This is a genomic window from Paenibacillus sp. JNUCC32, from assembly GCF_014863545.1.
GTDB lineage: Bacteria > Bacillota > Bacilli > Paenibacillales > Paenibacillaceae > Paenibacillus_AQ > Paenibacillus_AQ lautus_A.
Genome location: NZ_CP062260.1, coordinates 6345189 through 6363493 on the forward strand (window position 1 = coordinate 6345189; position 18305 = coordinate 6363493).

Genomic DNA, 18305 nt, shown 5'->3' on the forward strand with positions numbered 1-18305 from the left:
TAAAAACAGGCAGGTCATCCCATCCGGAAACTTTATAAGAAAAACTTCAATCGGCACGATTACGACTTTGCAAATTGGACCATACTGGAAATAGAAGCCAAGATTATCAGGTATAAAAAGGAGGTGTGCGGAAGCTCATGTTAAAAAAAGCTATCTTAGCATTTACGGTATTATGCGGAGCATGGGGCGGGTATACGTTATATCATACAATGGAACGGTCTTTCTCAGGGCTCTCGCCTATGTTTGGACAAGGAATATTTGCAGCGGGGAGCGGAGCCTTCGCGGTACTTGGAGGATTATTGTTTGGCATGATCGGCGTGCTGTCGGCGGATCGGGTAACGAGATGGCTGCACAGCCTGATCTCTTCGTTCTCCCGGATCCCGATGAATGAGCTGGCCGCGGGAACGGCGGGATTGTTAAGCGGTTTGCTGCTGTCTTTATTGCTCTCACCGGGGCTATCCTTGCTCGGACAAGCAGGGCAGCTGCTGCAGGTTGGCATCACCCTGCTCGGCGGCTACATCGGTTTACGCATTGGATTGGAGAAGAAGGATGAACTCGCTTCCCTATGGATGTCGGGGAAGTGGAGCCAAACCGCCGAGCCGGAAGGCCGGCGCGTGGAGGAACATAAAATTCTGGATACAAGCGTTATTATTGATGGCAGGATCGCAGATATTTGCAAAACCGGATTTATTGAAGGAACGATTGTCATTCCCGAATTCGTCCTGGAGGAGCTTCAGCATATTGCGGACTCCTCGGATCTTCTGAAGCGAAATCGCGGCCGGCGCGGGCTTGATATCTTGAACAAAATCCAGAAGGAACTGGATGTAAAGGTGCTCATCTACGAAGGCGACTTTGAGGAGATATCCGAAGTGGACAGCAAGCTGGTGAAACTCGCCAAAGTGCTTCAAGGCAAAGTGGTCACGAATGATTTCAACTTGAACAAGGTTTGCGAGCTGCAGGGCGTGTCGGTGTTGAACATTAACGACCTGGCCAACGCGGTGAAGCCGGTGGTTCTGCCAGGGGAAGAAATTCTGGTGCAGATTATCAAGGACGGCAAAGAGCATGGTCAGGGCGTCGCATATCTAGATGACGGCACGATGATCGTAGTGGAGGGCGGACGCGAGTATATCGGCACGATGATGGAGGTGCTCGTTACCAGCGTACTGCAAACCTCGGCGGGCCGGATGATCTTCGCGAAACCAAAACTGTTGGAAAAAGCCCAGTAAAGGGGTATGATGGGGATATACATATCCGGTATTCGTCCTTTTGTGGCGTTTGGGTGAGACAGGAGTTTGGTGTGTGATGAGTAACTTCGGCGCCGTCATCGTAGCGGCGGGAAAAGGAACGAGGATGGGCACCCGGGAGAGCAAGCAGTACTTGGTTCTGGACGGTAAGCCCATTATCGTTCATACGCTTGAAGCATTCAGCCGGATACCATGGCTGCAGGAAATTGTGCTTGTAACGGGGATGGAGGATGTTCCTCGCTGTCAGTCCTGGGTGCAGGAATACGGTTTGGATAAGGTATCGACCGTAATCCCTGGCGGAAGCGAGAGACAACAGTCCGTATATCAAGGCATCAAGCAAATCTCTTCAGAATGGGTAATGATACATGACGGCGTAAGGCCGTTCGTAACGCAAGAGGAAATTGAAGCCTGCCGCGATGCGGCGATCCGCGAAGGCGCCTCGGTGCTCGGGGTTCCCGTGAAGGATACGATTAAGCAGGTGAACGGTAAGGGGCTGATTACAGGTACCCCGGACCGTCAAAGTCTGTGGGCCGTCCAGACCCCACAGGCTTTTCGTCTTTCCGACCTGCTGTCCGCGCATGAAGCTGCGGCGAAGGAGGGATTTGCCGGCACCGACGACGCCATGCTGATGGAGCGGGCAGGGCATCCGGTCACCGTGGTGGAGGGGAAATACAGCAACATCAAAATCACCACGCCGGAGGATCTGGAATATGCGGCTTTTTTACAGAAACGTAAGGGAGAGGACATGGAATGATTCGAGTAGGACAAGGGTTTGACGTACATCAGCTCGTAGAAGGAAGGCCGTGCATCATCGGAGGGGTCACGATTCCGCATGACAAAGGTCTGCTCGGGCACTCCGACGCCGACGTGCTGCTGCACGCCGTGACGGACGCGATCCTGGGGGCGCTGGGGCTTGGCGACATCGGACGCCATTTTCCCGATAACGATCCTGCCTTTAAAGACGCCGACAGCCTGAAGCTTTTGGAACAGGTATGGGTCATGGCAAAGGAACGCGGGTATAGACTTGGTAATATCGATTCCACGATTATTGCCCAGAAGCCGAAGATGGCGCCATACATTCCGCAAATGGCGGAAGTGATCGCCAAAGCGCTGGATGCCGAGGTGGATCAGGTGAACGTGAAGGCGACCACCACCGAGCAGCTCGGGTTTACCGGCAGGGGCGAAGGAATCGCCGCGCAGTCGGTTGTCTGCCTTGTAAAAGGTGTGCTATCATCTTGAAGTATGCGTTCAAAAAGGGAGTTTTTGAACTGGGAAACTTTGTAGAATAGGGAAGCGGAGGGGTTACAATGACCGGAGAAGTCCGCGTGCGCTACGCACCGAGTCCAACGGGACATTTACATATCGGCAATGCCAGAACGGCATTATTCAATTATTTATTCGCCCGCAAGAACAACGGGAAATTCATTATCCGCATCGAGGATACGGATGTGAAACGCAACGTGGAAGGCGGCGAGCAGAGCCAGCTGAAGTACTTGAAGTGGCTGGGCATGGATTGGGACGAGAGCGTGGATGTCGGGGGCGAGTACGGACCTTATCGCCAGACCGAGCGTCTTGATATTTATAAACAATATTGGCAGGACCTTCTGGATCGCGGGCTTGCTTACCGCTGCTACTGCACGGAGGAAGAGCTGGAGCAGGAGCGGGAAGAGCAGATGGCTCGGGGCGAAACGCCGCGCTATTCCGGGAAGCATCGCGATCTGACCGAAGAGCAGCGCCAGGCGCTTGAGGCTGAAGGCCGCGTGGCGAGCATCCGCTTCCGCGTGCCGGAAGACCGCGTCTACACGTTCGACGATATGGTGAAGGGCACGATTTCGTTTAACAGCAAAGAGACGGGCGACTTCGTCATCGTCAAAAAAGACGGCATTCCTACCTACAATTTCGCGGTAGCTTTGGATGATCATCTCATGAAGATCAGCCATGTGCTGCGCGGGGAGGATCATATCTCCAATACGCCGCGTCAGCTGATGATCTATGAAGCCTTCGGGTGGGAGCCCCCTCAGTTCGGGCATATGACCCTGATCGTGGGCGAGGATCACAAGAAGCTGAGCAAGCGCAACGAATCGATCATCCAGTTCATCGAGCAGTATGACCAGCTTGGTTATTTGCCTGAAGCGCTGTTCAACTTCATCTCGCTGCTGGGCTGGTCTCCGGAAGGGGAAGAGGAAGTGTTCTCCCAAGAGCAGCTGATCTCGATCTTCGATGAGCATCGCTTGTCCAAGAGCCCGGCGGTATTCGACACGAACAAGCTGGCTCATATGAACAACACGTACATTAAGAACGCGGATCCGGACCGGATCGCCGATTTGGCCATTCCGCATTTGCAGAAAGCCAGCCGTTTGCCGTCCAAGCTTACGGCCGAGCAGGAGGAATGGGCACGCGCGCTCGTGGCGCTCTATCAGGAGCAGATGACGGCGGCTTCGGATATCGTGGATCTGTCGGAAGTGTTCTTCCGCACGCACCTGGAGCTGGATGCCGAGGGGATCGAAGTGATGGGCGGCGAGCAGGTGCCTGCCGTACTGTCCGCATTCCTGGCGAAGATCGAACAGTCCGATGAGTTTAACGCGCAGAAGATCGCCGCCATGATCAAGGAAGTCCAGAAGGAGACCGGGTTTAAGGGCAAACAGCTCTTCATGCCGATCCGCGTAGCCCTGACGGGACAAACCCATGGCCGCGACTTGAACCAGACGATCTGGCTGCTTGGCAGGGACCGCGTGCTTGACCGTTTGCGTTCCCAGATCAAGGGCGCATAACTCGGGCGGCATCCGCAATAAACGTTCCTTGTCAGCCCGTATATCATCAGTTATAATTACACCAAACTAGAAGTGAAATATTCTTTGATCTAGGGTTTTATTAAATGGTGCATTTACTCATACAGGGAAGTAGCGGAGAGGACGGAATTGTGCTGGAGAAGCGAAGCGTTCGCCTTTGCCTTCCGATTTCAACCTAATTAATATCGTTAAAGAAATCGGAGGGCAACAGCGATCGGAAGCACAATCCGTCAGGGCAGCGTCTCTAGTGAGCCACGCGGTCATTTATAAAGTCTGGATCAACAACTATAAACGTTTAAAAAGCTACGATCAGGAGAAGTACGCGTAAAACAGGCACGTTCCAGAGAGGACAATCGGCAGAAGACAAGAACCACTTGAATCTGCTGGCTGAGAGTTGTCCCGTCGCCTGCAGCGGAAATGCACCTGTGAGCTGCATGGTTGAAGCGAACGCAATCGTTAGATCATGCCGGTCGTCTGCCGTTAATGACATGAAGAGAATCGGTAGAATCCGTCCCTGACGAAGGGAGGAGTCTTGTGCCGGTTCGAAGCAGAGTGGAACCGCGGTCTAGCGCCTCTGCAGCGATAAGCTGCAGGGGCGTTTTTTATTACAGGAATAACGATGGATAGCAAGTTGCATGCGCGATTGGAAGAGGGGAAAGAGGGAGCGTTCATGTTTAAACAGATGAAATCGGATATTCGGACAGTGTTCGAGAATGACCCGGCCGCCCGGGGACTTTTTGAAGTGGTATTCACCTACTCGGGACTTCACGCCCTGTGGGCGCACCGGGTGGCTCATGCATTATTTAAGCGGCGGTGGTATACGCTGGCACGGATCATATCTCAGATCAGCCGGTTCATGACAGGCATCGAGATTCATCCGGGCGCCCGTATCGGGAGTCGGCTGTTCATTGACCATGGCATGGGGGTTGTCATTGGAGAGACCTGCGAGATCGGAGACGACGTGGTGATCTACCAGGGGGTGACCCTTGGCGGAACCGGTAAGGAAAAAGGCAAGCGGCATCCGACCATCGGCAACAACGTGGTCATCGGATCCGGAGCGAAAGTGCTAGGTTCTTTTACGATTGGGGATAACTGTAACATCGGATCCAACGCGGTCGTATTAAGGCCCGTACCCCCGAACAGCACCGTCGTTGGCAATCCCGGCAAAGTCGTGAAACAGAACGGGGAGCGGGTGCGCGACCGGCTGGATCACACGAACCTGCCCGATCCGATTGTCGATACGCTCCGTTCGATGCAGAAGGAGATCGATCAGCTCCGGGCGGAGCTGGATGAGAGCAAGGGAAGCCGGCATCAAGCGATGGTTTCCGAGGCTGTCGTGTCTTCGGCCAAGGAAGAATAGAAGAACTCCCATAACCTTGGATGCCTTGGACGATGGATAGCCTGACTTCATATAGCGATTTCGATACATCATCTTCAACATGGATCAATGCGTTACGCAGGCTTTTGAAGTAAAAGACAATAAGCGATGGAACGAAAGGATTGAGATGATACAATATGGCACTGCAAATCTATAATACGCTAACCCGCATGAAAGAAACGTTTGTTGCCCAGGAACCCGGAAAGGTAAAGATCTACGTATGCGGTCCTACCGTGTACGACTATATCCATATCGGCAATGCCCGCCCGATGATTTTTTTCGACGTGGTTCGGGCGTACTTCGAGAATCAGGGCAACGACGTGAATTACGTGGTGAACTTCACGGACGTGGATGACAAAATGATTCGGAAAGCGGAGCAAACCGGGACGACCGTTCCGGAGGTTGCGGAGAAGTTCATCAGCGCCTATTACGAGGATTTGGACGGTCTCGGCATACCCAGAGCGACATTGAATCCGCGGGTAACGGACAATATGGAGAGCATCATCGAATTCATCCAGGAGCTCATTGACCGCGACTTTGCTTATGAGAACGGCGGAGACGTATTCTACCGGACCCGCAAGTTCGACGACTACGGCAAGCTGTCCCAGCAGAACCTCGATGAGCTGCAGTTCGGGATCCGGATCGAAGTGGATAAGCGGAAGGAAAATCCGGAGGATTTCGTGCTGTGGAAAGCAGCGAAGCCGGGAGAGATCTACTGGAGCAGTCCATGGGGCGACGGCCGCCCGGGCTGGCATATCGAGTGCTCCGCCATGGCTCGCCGCTATCTCGGGGATACCTTGGATATCCACGGCGGCGGCCAGGATCTGCAGTTCCCGCACCATGAATGCGAAGTGGCGCAGTCCGAGGCATTGACGGGCAAACCGCTCGCGAACTATTGGATGCATAATGGATATATCCGCATCAACAACGAGAAAATGTCGAAATCGCTGGGCAACGGCGTATTGGTTAAGGAACTTCGCGAACAATATACGAAAGAAGCCGTGCGCTATTTCATGTTGTCCACCCACTACCGCAACCCGCTGAATTACAGCGACGAGGTGATGGAACAGGCACAGAACAGCGTGGAACGCCTCGCGAATGCGGCGGCAAACGTCGAACATCGATTGGGCACGGCGATCGGCTCCAAGGACGATCAAGTCAGCCAGGACGTAGCGGACAGAATATCGGCCGTGCTTGTCGAATTTCACGAGAAAATGCAGGACGATTTCAACACGCCGGACGCCATCACCGCGATGTTCCAATGGGCCAGCGAGGCGAATCAGCTTCTGAAGGAAGCATCGATTCCTGCCGCGGATCTGCATGAAGTGCTGCGGGCTTTCAACGAAATGAACGGCGTGCTCCGCATCGTGAACACAGGTACGGATGAATTGCTGGATGAGGAAATCGAAGCGCTGATTGCCGAACGTGTCGAAGCCCGCAAGAATAAAAACTGGGACCGAGCGGACGAAATCCGCGACAAGCTGGCGGACGAAGGCATCGTGCTGGAGGATACGGCGCAGGGCATGCGCTGGCGGCGTAAATGAGCGGGGATAAGCATCGGGATCCTGCAGTAGGCTGGTTTGATTTTCCGCCGTCGAAGCCGGCCCGTTTAATCCCGCCCATCGTGCTCGCTTATATCGGGGACGCCATTTATGAGGTGGCGGTGAGGCAGTTTCTGATATCACGGGCCAATCTCCGTCCCCATCACTTGCACCGTTCGGCCACGAGTTTCGTGTCGGCGAAGGCGCAGAGCCGGATATTGGCTTTTCTGGATCCGGAGCTGACGGAGGAAGAGCGCGATGTGGTGCGTCAGGGGCGCAATGCCAAATCAGGCAGCATACCGAAGAATGCCGACGTGCTGGAATATCGGCATGCAACGGCATTCGAGACGCTGGTTGGGTATTTATATTATGCGGGAGAGCAGGACCGTCTCCGTGAACTCATCGGAAAGAGCATCGAGTTTATCGAGGGGTCCGTTAAATAAACCGTGTGGCAATATAGGCATCAACATGAAACGATACAGCCGGTTTTTCCCATGCGAGGGGGACGCCGGCTGATATGCAGGAGGAGAGCTACATGATGCAAGAAGAGGAAGTAGTAGCCGGTAAGCATTCCGTCACGGAAGCGCTCAAATCCGGACGCACGATCAATAAAATATGGATTGCCGAAAACGCGCAAAAGCATCTGACCCTGCCGATCATCGCGGAAGCGAAGAAGCTGGGCATCGTCGTTCAGCATGTGGACAAACGGAAGCTGGATCAGATGGTTCCGGGAGTCCAGCATCAAGGCGTGGTTGCCCAGACGGCACCCTACGCTTATGTGGAAGTGGACGATTTGCTGAAGGCCGCGGAGGAAAAAGGCGAGCCGCCTTTCCTGCTGCTTCTGGACGAGATCGAGGATCCGCACAATCTGGGATCGATTCTCCGAACGGCCGACTGCACGGGCGCTCACGGCGTCATATTGCCTAAGCGTAGATCCGCGCAGATAACGGCAACGGTATCCAAAACATCGGCCGGCGCGGTGGAGTATGTGCCTGTAGCCAGAGTGACCAATCTGGGCCAAACCATCGATCAGCTGAAGGAAATGGGCGTGTGGGTTGTCGGAACCGTGGTCGATGCCGTTCAGGAATTGTATGATACCGAGGTTTTCGACGGGCCGGTCGCCATCGTTATCGGCAATGAGAATAAAGGGATGGGGCGTCTGATCCGCGAGAAATGCGATGTGCTTGTGAAACTGCCGATGGCCGGAAAAATCAATTCGCTTAACGCCTCGGTTGCCGCAGGCGTCGTCATGTACGAAGTGCTTCGCCGTCGCCGCCTGCAAGGTTAGCGATGATGGCCGATTGGCGGGATGTGCTGCTGGTCGACGGTTATAACATGATCGGCGGCTGGCCGCATCTTGCGAAGCTTGCCAACAGCAGCATGCACGAAGCGCGGGACTTGCTGCTTGAAAAATTAGCGGATTACCAAGCGTATTCAGGCCTCAGAGTCGTGGTGATTTTTGACGCGTACCGGGTCCCGGGCTTGGGGAAATCCTACACGCAAGGCAAGGTGCAGGTGTTTTTTACGAAAGAGAAGGAAACCGCCGATGAGTGCATTGAGCGGCTTGTCGGCGAGTTTAGCCATCGACGGCGTAAAATTTATGTGGCGACCAGCGATTTAATCGAGCAGCACGTCATTTTTGCTAGAGGAGCACTCCGGCTGTCCGCCCGGGAATTGCTGAGCGAGGTCGAGCAGAGCGAGCGCGAAGTGAAGCAGAAGATTACGAAAGAGCATACCAAGAGCAGAAATACGCTTGACGGGAAGCTGCCGCCGGATGTGAGACAGGCGTTCGAGCGCTGGCGAAGGGAGTAACACAGTTTTACACCATGGGGGACGAAAGGTCGGCTCATTTGGAAAATGAAACAATATATGAATCTACGAAATAGTTTACATTAAATGTTATTATCGGTCTATTTTAGGTAGAACGTGGTTGACGGTCTAGTAGACATCATATATACTTGTCATATATTTCAAGCGAGTGACGGGCTACCGTGCGTTCCGGGCCGGAGGGATTCTATTGAGTGTGGACCTCAAGGAAGTCATGTTGTCAGGGTATGATGTGATAAGCGATGAAGACATTGTCGAGGCGGTCCGCGAGGGTGACAGCGGGGCGCTGGAGTATTTGATCAATAAGTACCGGAATTTTGTACGTGCTAAAGCCCGTTCCTATTTTCTGATTGGCGCCGACCGGGAGGATATCGTCCAGGAAGGCATGATCGGGCTGTACAAGGCAATTCGTGATTTTAAAGGGGATAAGCTGTCCTCGTTCAAGGCCTTTGCCGAGCTCTGCATTACCAGGCAGATCATTACGGCGATCAAGACCGCTACGAGACAGAAGCATATTCCGCTCAATTCGTATGTCTCTTTGGACAAGCCGATTTATGACGAGGACTCGGACCGTACGCTGCTGGATGTCATTTGTGGTACAGCGGTAAGCGATCCGGAGGAACTGATCATCAATCAAGAGGAGTTTGTCGGCCTGGAAGACAAGATGTCAGAGATCTTAAGCGATCTGGAACGGAAAGTCTTGATGCTTTATTTGGACGGTCGTTCCTATCAAGAAATCGCGGTAGATTTGAGGCGTCACGTGAAATCGATTGACAATGCCCTCCAGCGGGTAAAGCGAAAGCTTGAGCGTTATCTGGAGGTCAGGGATAATTAAAGCAAATGTCGGACAAGAAGCAGAAGGCTCAATCAGAGCCTTTTTTTAATTGCAGCATCGTATTTCGGGATGGCCGTTGAAGGATCTTTGCATGCTTTACCGCCATGATCTTTTGACGGCAGACGTGATTTGACGCAATTCAGAGATGTCCATTTTCGCATTATGTGTAATATTTGGTGTTTCATCTGTTGGAAGATTGAACATACTGGATATAGGCTAAATGCTATGCAAGATGGACAAAGACTGTGAAACGCCACAGTTTTTTACAGCGGAAGGTGTACGATAAGCCGGGGACTTATTCCCTGGTTTAGCTGGCAATGGCATTTATTGCAGCCCGCAATCAGAGAGAAAAAGGCTTGAAATGGCGCTACCCTTGTGATAAAGTGTTTTAGGTAGGCCTAAATTCGCGTGTTTTATGAATGGATCGTTGTTACAGCTTTTGGAACAACGGTTTTATTCATCTCGCAGAAATAACCGGTTTTCGATGAGAATAAGGTTGTTTCTACTAGGATCAATATCGATTCTTCTGACAAAGAAGGACGTCTTCGGGAGGTGCACATCATGCGGGTAATTATCACTTTGGCTTGTACAAGCTGCAAACAAAGAAACTACACAACCACCAAAAACAAGCGAAATCACCCCGACCGCATGGAGATGAAGAAATTTTGCAAGTTCTGTAACGAGCAAACTCCTCATCGCGAAACCAGATAGTTTTCTTTTGGAGGTGTAGTCGGCGTGAAACGTGGTTTCAAGTCTCTGTTTTCCTTTTTCTCTGAAAGCTGGGCGGAACTTAAAAAAGTTCGCTGGCCCAATCGTAAAGAACTGACGAACTATACTCTCATTGTTCTCGGCACCATTGTGTTTGTCACGATTTATTTTTGGGTTGTAGACATCGGTATTTCCGCTGTGATCGAAGCGATAATTTAGAAGGGTCCCAGGTGGCTTGATATGGAAAAAAGATGGTACGTAGTTCATACCTATTCTGGGTATGAGAATAAAGTCAAAGCCAATTTGGAAAAACGTGTCGAGTCCATGGGCATGGAGGACAAAATATTCCGCGTTCTTGTTCCGATGGAAGAAGAAATCGTAAACAAAGACGGCAAGAAAAAAACCGTCATGCGTAAAGTTTACCCGGGATATGTCTTGGTCGAAATGATTCAGACCGATGATTCTTGGTATGTTGTCCGCAATACGCCAGGAGTGACCGGTTTTGTTGGTTCGACAGGGTCCGGTTCTAAACCGACGCCTTTGCTTCCGGAAGAAGTGGAACAGATTCTGAAGCATATGGGCATGGAAGAGCCGAAACCGAAGATCGAATTCGACATCAAGGAATCCGTTCGTATCAAGGTTGGTCCTTTTGCGAATTTTGTGGGCTCCGTGGAAGAGATTTTGGCTGAAAAGAGCAAGTTGAAAGTTCACGTCAACATGTTTGGACGGGAAACCCCGCTGGAGTTGGATTATACTCAAGTGGAGAAGATCTGATTCTTCAGGTTTCTTGTGGGAGGGCGTAAATATGCGTCCGTCTACCACTATTGATGCAAGGAGGTGTCAACCATGGCTAAAAAAGTTATCAAGATTGTGAAACTGCAAATTCCTGCAGGTAAAGCGAACCCGGCTCCTCCAGTAGGTCCTGCATTGGGTCAAGCGGGTGTCAACATCATGGCATTCTGTAAAGAATTCAACGCACGTACTGCTGATCAAGCTGGTCTGATCATTCCGGTTGAAATTTCGGTGTTTGAAGATCGTTCCTTTACGTTCATCACGAAAACTCCACCGGCTGCTGTTCTGCTTCGCGTGGCTGCTAAGATCGAAAAAGGATCCGGCGAGCCTAACAAGAAGAAAGTGGCTACCGTTAAGCGTGACGCTGTTCGTCAAATCGCTGAGCAAAAAATGCCTGACCTGAACGCTGCATCTGTTGAAGCTGCAATGAAGATGGTAGAAGGTACTGCCCGTAGTATGGGTATCACAATCGAAGACTAATCGTCTTTCGGTTGAAACCGGACGAGGTCCGGATTATGTGGGAGGAATTTCCGCTAACACCACAAAGGAGGAAAACAAACATGGCTAAACACGGTAAGAAATACGTTGAAGCTGCCAAGCTGATTGACAGCGAAGCAACTTATGAGCCTTTGGAAGCTGTAGAGCTTGTGAAGAAGGCTGCAACTGCCAAATTCGACGAAACTGTTGAAGCGGCTGTACGTTTGGGCGTAGACCCGCGTAAACAAGACCAGGCTGTTCGTGGTGTTGTTGTCTTGCCTCACGGCACAGGTAAAACACAACGCGTTCTGGTATTTGCAAAAGGTGAAAAAGCGAAAGAGGCTGAAGCGGCTGGCGCTGATTTTGTTGGCGATCAGGACATGATCAACAAAATCCAACAAGGCTGGTTCGAGTTCGATGTCTGCGTAGCTACACCTGATATGATGAGTGAAGTCGGTAAACTTGGCCGTCTGCTCGGTGGTAAAGGCCTGATGCCTAACCCTAAAGCTGGTACGGTTACATTCGATGTTGCCAAGGCTGTTCAAGAAATCAAAGCCGGTAAAATCGAGTACCGTCTGGACAAAGCAGGTCAAATTCACGCGCCAATCGGTAAAGTGTCTTTCGATGCAGCTCAATTGAATGAGAACCTCAAAGCTCTCATCGATGCATTGAATCGTGCGAAGCCAGCTGCCGCTAAAGGTGTATACCTGAAAGGCATCGCTGTTTCCTCGACGATGGGACCAAGCGCTCGCGTGAACACAACCGTTTACAGATAATATTACCATTGACTTTAGTCGATGAGGTTTGATATTATGTAACAGTTGTGAGTCTTCGAGACTGACCCTTAAAGTTGAATATGCTTACCGTAGACAGTAGGTGCCCTAAGCAGGCTTAATTTCCTACCGAGGTGTTATGATAGAACGTCAACAATTTGTCCGGTTGTACCGGCCAAATGATGATTCATCAGGCCTTCGTGATTCTACGGAGGCTTTTTTAGTGCCCGTAGGAAGAGCGGAGAGCTTGGTGCTCTTACGCTACTAATACAACCAGGAGGTGTAATCATTGGCAAACGCAAAAGTGATTCAAGCGAAACAAGAAGCGGTTGATGTCGTTGCTGCTAAGCTGCGCGAGAGCGTATCTACAGTAGTTGCCGACTATCGCGGACTGAACGTTGCGCAAGTAACTGAACTTCGTAAGCAGCTTCGTGAAGCTGGCGTCGAGTTCCAAGTACTGAAAAACACGCTGCTTCGCCGTGCAACTGCGGCAGCAGAGCTGACTGATCTGGACGAAGTCCTGACTGGTCCTACAGCTGTTGCTTTTGGTACCAATGACGCTGTCGCTCCAGCAAAAATCCTCAACGATTTTGCTAAGAAAAACGACGCGTTGAAATTGAAAGGCGGCGTAGTTGAAGGCCGTGTAATCGGAGAGAGCGAAATCAAAGCTCTGGCAGAACTTCCGTCCCGCGAAGGTCTCCTTTCCATGCTCCTCAGCGTGCTTCAAGCTCCAGTGCGCAACTTCGCGCTTGCAGTTAAAGCCGTTGCTGAGAAGGAAGAACAAGGCGCATAAGCCTTGTCTTGCTGAAGCTGTGTAACAACAACTATCAAATCTTAATAATAAATGGAGGTTCAACTTAAATGAGCAAAGAGCAAATCTTGGAAGCAATTAAAGGTATGTCTGTTCTGGAACTGAACGATCTCGTAAAAGCAATCGAAGAAGAATTTGGTGTAACTGCTGCAGCTCCAGTAGCTGTTGTAGGTGGCGCTGGTGCAGCTGCTGAAGCAGAGCAATCCGAATTCGACGTAATCCTGACTAGCGCAGGCGCGTCCAAAATCAACGTAATCAAAGTGGTTCGCGAAATCACAGGTCTTGGCTTGAAAGAAGCAAAAGAACTGGTTGACAACGCTCCAAAACCATTGAAAGAAAAAGTAGCTAAAGAAGAAGCTGAAGCTGTTAAAGCTAAATTGGAAGAAGCAGGCGCATCCGTAGAAGTGAAGTAATTACTTCTCTAGATGAATGTCAGCAAGAAGCAAACCCCTTGAATATTTGTTCAAGGGGTTTGTTATTGTGGCGGGGAGTTCAACGCGTACTGATTCTCCGCAGGAAAGGTTATACTGGAATAATGGAGCGCTTAAGGCCGATATGCCTTAGACGGGCAGAATTTGATTCAAGACGGAGGAAATGATGCCGAATCAACATTATTACTCAAACCAGCCGGAGATTGCTCATGATCGTAAGGAGCTAAAGACGGAACTTCGGGGGCAGTCATTTAGTTTGGTCAGCGACGCTGGCGTATTCTCCAAGGGCGGCGTGGATTATGGCAGCAAGGTGTTGATAGACGCCATGGATTTCGGGCAGGATGCCCAAGTGCTGGATGTAGGGTGCGGGTACGGCCCGATCGGTCTAACGGCGGCAAGAATGGCCACGCAAGGCCATGTGACGATGATCGACATCAATAGCCGGGCTGTCGAATTGGCCAAAGAGAATGCGAAGCGCAACGGTATAATCAACGTTACGATCTTAGAAAGCGACTTGTTTGAGGCGGTGAAGGATCAGCAATTTGATGTGGTTCTGACCAATCCGCCGATTCGTGCGGGAAAAGAAACGGTGCATGCCATATTCGAGGAATCGTGGAAACATCTGCGCGAGAATGGACAGTTGTGGGTTGTGATTCAGAAGAAGCAGGGTGCGCCTTCGGCCAAAGCGAAGCTGGAGAGTTTATTTGAACGGGTTGAGGAAGTAACGAAGGATAAAGGGTACCGAATATTCAAAGCGACGAAATCTTCTTAAAATAGTTCGACTAGGCTGTTGACTTGGGTATGCTGGTATGGTATTATTATAAAATGTCAGTATTAGGATGGTCTCTTTGTCTTTAGTTGGCTGAAATGTCAAGACTTATTATGCGGAAATACGCATAAAGTCGGTCATATTGACGTATAATATGTACATTTTGGGCAAATCTACAGGATATGAGATGATTATCATAACCATGGATAAGCTGCTCTTTTTTCGAAAAGGTATTCGATAAGGGCTTTTCTCTATTTATGGGAGTGTCCTCTGTATGTTCCATTATAGTGTTACAAACAGAGGTTCGCAATGAAATTTTTAAAGTGAGTAGACATGAGGGGTGAGTTTAAGTTGGCAGGACATCTTGTTCAATATGGTCGACGCACTCGGCGAAGTTATGCTCGTATTAACGAGGTACTCGAAGTTCCGAACCTGATTGAAATCCAACAAAAATCTTATGAATGGTTTTTGGAGGAAGGACTCCGCGAAATGTTCCAGGACATCTCGCCGATCCAGGATTTCACGGGCAATTTGGTGCTAGAGTTCATTGACTACAGCCTTGGAGAACCGAAATACACCGTCGATGACGCGAAAGAACGCGACGTTACTTATGCGGCGCCGCTCCGCGTGAAAGTCCGGCTCATTAACAAGGAGACCGGAGAGGTCAAGGAGCAGGAAGTGTTCATGGGAGACTTCCCGTTAATGACGGAAACCGGAACATTCATTATCAATGGTGCCGAACGGGTTATTGTCAGCCAGTTGGTTCGCTCTCCCAGCGTCTATTTCAGCACGAAAGTGGATAAAAACGGTAAGACGACGTACACTGCAACAGTTATCCCTAACCGCGGCGCTTGGCTGGAACTGGAGATGGACGCGAAGGACATTATTTATGTCCGGATCGACCGCACCCGTAAAATCCCTGTAACGGTGCTTTTACGTGCGCTTGGTTTTGGCACGGATGCCGAGATTTTGGATCTTCTGGGCAATGATGAATATATTCAAAATACGCTGGATAAAGACAACACGGACTCCACGGAAAAAGCGCTCATTGAAATCTATGAACGCCTTCGCCCGGGCGAGCCGCCAACACTGGAGAATGCGAAGAGCCTTCTCGTTGCCCGTTTCTTCGATCCGAAGCGTTATGATCTGGCTAACGTTGGTCGTTATAAGATCAACAAGAAGCTTCATATTAAGAACCGTCTCTTCAATCAACGTTTGGCAGAAAGTTTGATAGACATCGATACGGGTGAGATCGTTGCGGAAGCCGGTCAAACCGTAGACCGTCGTCTTTTGGACGAGATTATGCCTTACCTTGAGAAGAGCGTAGGCTTCAAGAATTATCATGTTGCCGGAGGCGTGATGGACAGCGAGGATATCCCGCTGCAAACGATCGACGTATTCTCTCCGATCGAGGACGGAAAAGTCGTGAAGGTCATCGCGAACGCAAACATCGATAAATCCGTGAAGCATATTACGCAGGCGGATATCATTTCCTCCATCAGCTACTTCATCAACCTGCTGCATGGAATCGGCAATACGGATGATATCGATCACCTGGGTAACCGTCGTCTGCGTTCTGTGGGCGAATTGCTCCAAAATCAGTTCCGTATCGGTTTGTCCCGGATGGAACGCGTTGTTCGCGAGAGAATGTCGATCCAGGATGCGAACGTGATTACGCCGCAGGCGCTCATCAACATCCGTCCGGTTATCGCATCGATCAAAGAGTTCTTCGGCAGCTCCCAGTTGTCCCAGTTCATGGATCAGACTAACCCGCTAGCGGAACTGACGCACAAACGTCGTCTGTCTGCACTCGGACCGGGCGGTTTGACGCGTGAGCGGGCGGGCTTTGAAGTGCGGGACGTTCACCACAGTCACTATGGCCGTATGTGTCCGATCGAGACGCCGGAGGGGCCGAACATCGGTCTGATCAACTCCTTGTCGACGTTTGCGCGCATCAACGAGTATGGCTTCATCGAAGCTCCGTACCGTTGGGTGGATCCGAAGACCGGTAAAGTGACGGACCAAATCGATTACCTGACTGCAGACGAAGAGGATAACTACATCGTTGCCCAGGCAAACGCCGAGCTCAACGAAGACGGTACCTTCGCTGACGAAATGGTAATCGTCCGTTATAACAAGCAATCCGACAACATCCTTCCGATGCCGAGCGACCGTGTAGACTACATGGACGTATCGCCTAAGCAGGTCGTGTCGGTAGCGACGGCGCTCATCCCGTTCCTCGAGAACGATGACTCCAACCGCGCGCTGATGGGATCGAACATGCAGCGGCAGGCTGTTCCGCTTCTTATTCCTAAGGCTCCGCTCGTCGGAACCGGGATGGAGCATAAGTCTGCGAAAGACTCCGGTGTATGTATTGTATCCAAATACGACGGGATTATTGAACGTTCATCCGCCAACGAAATCTGGCTCCGCCGCGTGGAAAATATCGACGGACAAGAAGTCAAAGGCGATATTGTTAAATATAAATTACACAAATTTATGCGTTCGAACCAAGGAACATGCATCAATCAGCGTCCAATCGTCAAGCGCGGCGATGTGATCAAAAAAGGTGACATCCTGGCAGACGGACCATCCACCGAGATGGGCGAATTGGCACTGGGCCGCAACGTCGTCGTTGCGTTCATGACTTGGGAAGGCTACAACTACGAGGATGCGATTCTTCTCTCCGAGAAGCTGGTCAAAGAGGATGTGTACACTTCGATCCATATCGAGGAGTACGAATCCGAGGCTCGTGACACGAAGCTCGGTCCGGAGGAAATCACGCGCGATATTCCTAACGTAGGGGAAGAAGCGCTCAAGAACCTTGACGAGCGCGGAATCATCCGCATCGGTGCCGAAATCAGCGCTGGCGACATTCTCGTTGGTAAGGTAACGCCTAAGGGCGTAACCGAACTGACGGCAGAGGAGCGTCTCTTGCATGCGATCTTCGGTGAGAAGGCTCGCGAAGTGCGCGATACCTCGCTGCGCGTTCCTCACGGTAGTGACGGAATCATCGTGGACGTGAAGGTGTTTACGCGTGAGAACGGCGACGAATTGCCGCCGGGCGTCAACCAATTGGTTCGCGTCTACATCGCACAGAAACGTAAAATCTCCGAAGGCGACAAAATGGCCGGACGTCACGGTAACAAAGGTGTCGTTGCCCGTATTTTGCCTGAAGAAGACATGCCGTTCCTGCCGGATGGCACGCCGGTTCAAGTTGTGTTGAACCCTCTGGGGGTTCCATCACGGATGAACATCGGTCAGGTGCTTGAGGTTCACTTGGGTATGGCTGCGCTCCAGCTCGGCATTCACGTGGCTTCACCGGTATTCGACGGTGCAAGCGAGTATGACGTGTTTGATACGATGGAAGAAGCAGGCATGCAGCGCAATGGTAAAACCGTGTTGTACGACGGACGGACGGGCGAACGTTTTGAACGTGAAGTTACCGTCGGCGTCATGCACATGATCAAGCTCGCGCACATGGTTGACGATAAAATTCACGCCCGTTCCACGGGACCATACTCCCTCGTTACGCAGCAGCCGCTGGGTGGTAAAGCCCAGTTCGGCGGACAGCGCTTCGGTGAGATGGAAGTATGGGCGCTTGAAGCTTACGGTGCTGCCTATACGCTGCAAGAAATTCTTACCGTCAAGTCCGATGACGTGGTCGGCCGGGTGAAAACCTACGAATCGATCGTCAAAGGCGAGAACGTTCCGGAACCGGGTGTTCCTGAATCGTTCAAGGTATTGATTAAAGAGCTTCAGTCTCTCGGTATGGACGTTAAAATCCTGAGCGAGAACGAAGAGGAAATCGAGATGAAAGAACTCGATGACGAAGACGATGCTCAAGGTGATAAACTGAGCCTTAACTTGGAAGGCGCTGAAGTCGGAGTGGAATAACGGTCAATCATTCACCCCCGTCGGCTGATTAGT

19 protein-coding genes and 1 other annotated feature are annotated in these 18305 nt (G+C 51.2%); all 19 genes read left to right on the top strand.

Features of this window, described 5'->3' with window-relative positions; genetic code table 11:
• Positions 1-137: 137 nt before the first annotated feature.
• The 19 genes from JNUCC32_RS27945 to rpoB all read left to right on the top strand — a co-directional run bounded on the left by JNUCC32_RS27945 (position 138) and on the right by rpoB (position 18272).
• Entirely contained in the window at positions 138-1226 is a 1089-nt protein-coding gene (locus tag JNUCC32_RS27945) for a PIN/TRAM domain-containing protein (RefSeq protein WP_015737636.1), read from the top strand.
• 76 nt (positions 1227-1302) lie between these two features.
• A complete protein-coding gene (gene ispD, locus JNUCC32_RS27950; RefSeq protein ID WP_090914123.1) occupies positions 1303-1998 on the top strand; it encodes a 2-C-methyl-D-erythritol 4-phosphate cytidylyltransferase in 696 nt (231 codons plus the stop codon).
• Positions 1995-2483, top strand: coding sequence for a 2-C-methyl-D-erythritol 2,4-cyclodiphosphate synthase (gene ispF / locus JNUCC32_RS27955; RefSeq protein ID WP_009591976.1), 489 nt, complete (start codon positions 1995-1997; stop codon positions 2481-2483). Before ispD ends, ispF begins: the two co-directional genes overlap by 4 nt.
• Positions 2484-2551: 68 nt before the next feature.
• Positions 2552-4015, top strand: coding sequence for a glutamate--tRNA ligase (gene gltX, locus JNUCC32_RS27960; protein ID WP_192570476.1), 1464 nt, complete (start codon positions 2552-2554; stop codon positions 4013-4015).
• A gap of 688 nt (positions 4016-4703) precedes the next feature.
• Entirely contained in the window at positions 4704-5393 is a 690-nt protein-coding gene (cysE, locus tag JNUCC32_RS27965; RefSeq protein WP_036662760.1) for a serine O-acetyltransferase, read from the top strand.
• Between the two features lie 155 nt (positions 5394-5548).
• On the top strand, positions 5549-6955 hold the full coding sequence (gene cysS / locus JNUCC32_RS27970; RefSeq protein WP_192570477.1) for a cysteine--tRNA ligase: 1407 nt from the start codon (positions 5549-5551) through the stop codon (positions 6953-6955).
• Positions 6952-7395 (top strand): Mini-ribonuclease 3, encoded by a 444-nt coding sequence (locus JNUCC32_RS27975; protein WP_192570478.1) that lies wholly within the window; start codon positions 6952-6954, stop codon positions 7393-7395. The genes cysS and JNUCC32_RS27975 overlap by 4 nt, the downstream gene beginning before the upstream one ends.
• Positions 7396-7487: 92 nt before the next feature.
• A complete protein-coding gene (rlmB, locus tag JNUCC32_RS27980; RefSeq protein ID WP_192570479.1) occupies positions 7488-8240 on the top strand; it encodes a 23S rRNA (guanosine(2251)-2'-O)-methyltransferase RlmB in 753 nt (250 codons plus the stop codon).
• 5 nt (positions 8241-8245) lie between these two features.
• A complete protein-coding gene (locus JNUCC32_RS27985) occupies positions 8246-8764 on the top strand; it encodes an NYN domain-containing protein (protein WP_036662755.1) in 519 nt (172 codons plus the stop codon).
• Between the two features lie 205 nt (positions 8765-8969).
• The gene (gene sigH, locus JNUCC32_RS27990; protein WP_006212942.1) at positions 8970-9614 is read left to right on the top strand and encodes an RNA polymerase sporulation sigma factor SigH; all 645 of its coding nucleotides are present in this window, start codon (positions 8970-8972) and stop codon (positions 9612-9614) included.
• Between the two features lie 561 nt (positions 9615-10175).
• Entirely contained in the window at positions 10176-10325 is a 150-nt protein-coding gene (rpmG, locus tag JNUCC32_RS27995; protein WP_006212941.1) for a 50S ribosomal protein L33, read from the top strand.
• A 24-nt stretch (positions 10326-10349) separates the two neighbouring features.
• Positions 10350-10541, top strand: a complete 192-nt coding sequence (gene secE, locus JNUCC32_RS28000; protein WP_006212940.1) for a preprotein translocase subunit SecE — start codon at positions 10350-10352, stop codon at positions 10539-10541.
• Between the two features lie 21 nt (positions 10542-10562).
• Complete coding sequence (gene nusG / locus JNUCC32_RS28005; RefSeq protein ID WP_006212939.1) at positions 10563-11096, top strand: transcription termination/antitermination protein NusG; 534 nt, start codon at positions 10563-10565, stop codon at positions 11094-11096.
• Between the two features lie 72 nt (positions 11097-11168).
• Positions 11169-11594, top strand: a complete 426-nt coding sequence (gene rplK / locus JNUCC32_RS28010; RefSeq protein ID WP_006212938.1) for a 50S ribosomal protein L11 — start codon at positions 11169-11171, stop codon at positions 11592-11594.
• An 80-nt stretch (positions 11595-11674) separates the two neighbouring features.
• Positions 11675-12367 (top strand): 50S ribosomal protein L1, encoded by a 693-nt coding sequence (gene rplA / locus JNUCC32_RS28015; protein ID WP_009591966.1) that lies wholly within the window; start codon positions 11675-11677, stop codon positions 12365-12367.
• A 69-nt stretch (positions 12368-12436) separates the two neighbouring features.
• Positions 12437-12595: a sequence feature (ribosomal protein L10 leader region), on the top strand.
• Between the two features lie 58 nt (positions 12596-12653).
• The gene (gene rplJ, locus JNUCC32_RS28020) at positions 12654-13157 is read left to right on the top strand and encodes a 50S ribosomal protein L10 (RefSeq protein WP_009591975.1); all 504 of its coding nucleotides are present in this window, start codon (positions 12654-12656) and stop codon (positions 13155-13157) included.
• A gap of 68 nt (positions 13158-13225) precedes the next feature.
• A complete protein-coding gene (rplL, locus tag JNUCC32_RS28025) occupies positions 13226-13588 on the top strand; it encodes a 50S ribosomal protein L7/L12 (RefSeq protein WP_009591984.1) in 363 nt (120 codons plus the stop codon).
• Positions 13589-13772: 184 nt separating this feature from the next.
• Positions 13773-14378, top strand: coding sequence for a class I SAM-dependent methyltransferase (locus JNUCC32_RS28030; protein ID WP_192572746.1), 606 nt, complete (start codon positions 13773-13775; stop codon positions 14376-14378).
• A 348-nt stretch (positions 14379-14726) separates the two neighbouring features.
• Complete coding sequence (gene rpoB, locus JNUCC32_RS28035; RefSeq protein WP_036662748.1) at positions 14727-18272, top strand: DNA-directed RNA polymerase subunit beta; 3546 nt, start codon at positions 14727-14729, stop codon at positions 18270-18272.
• Positions 18273-18305: the final 33 nt, after the last annotated feature.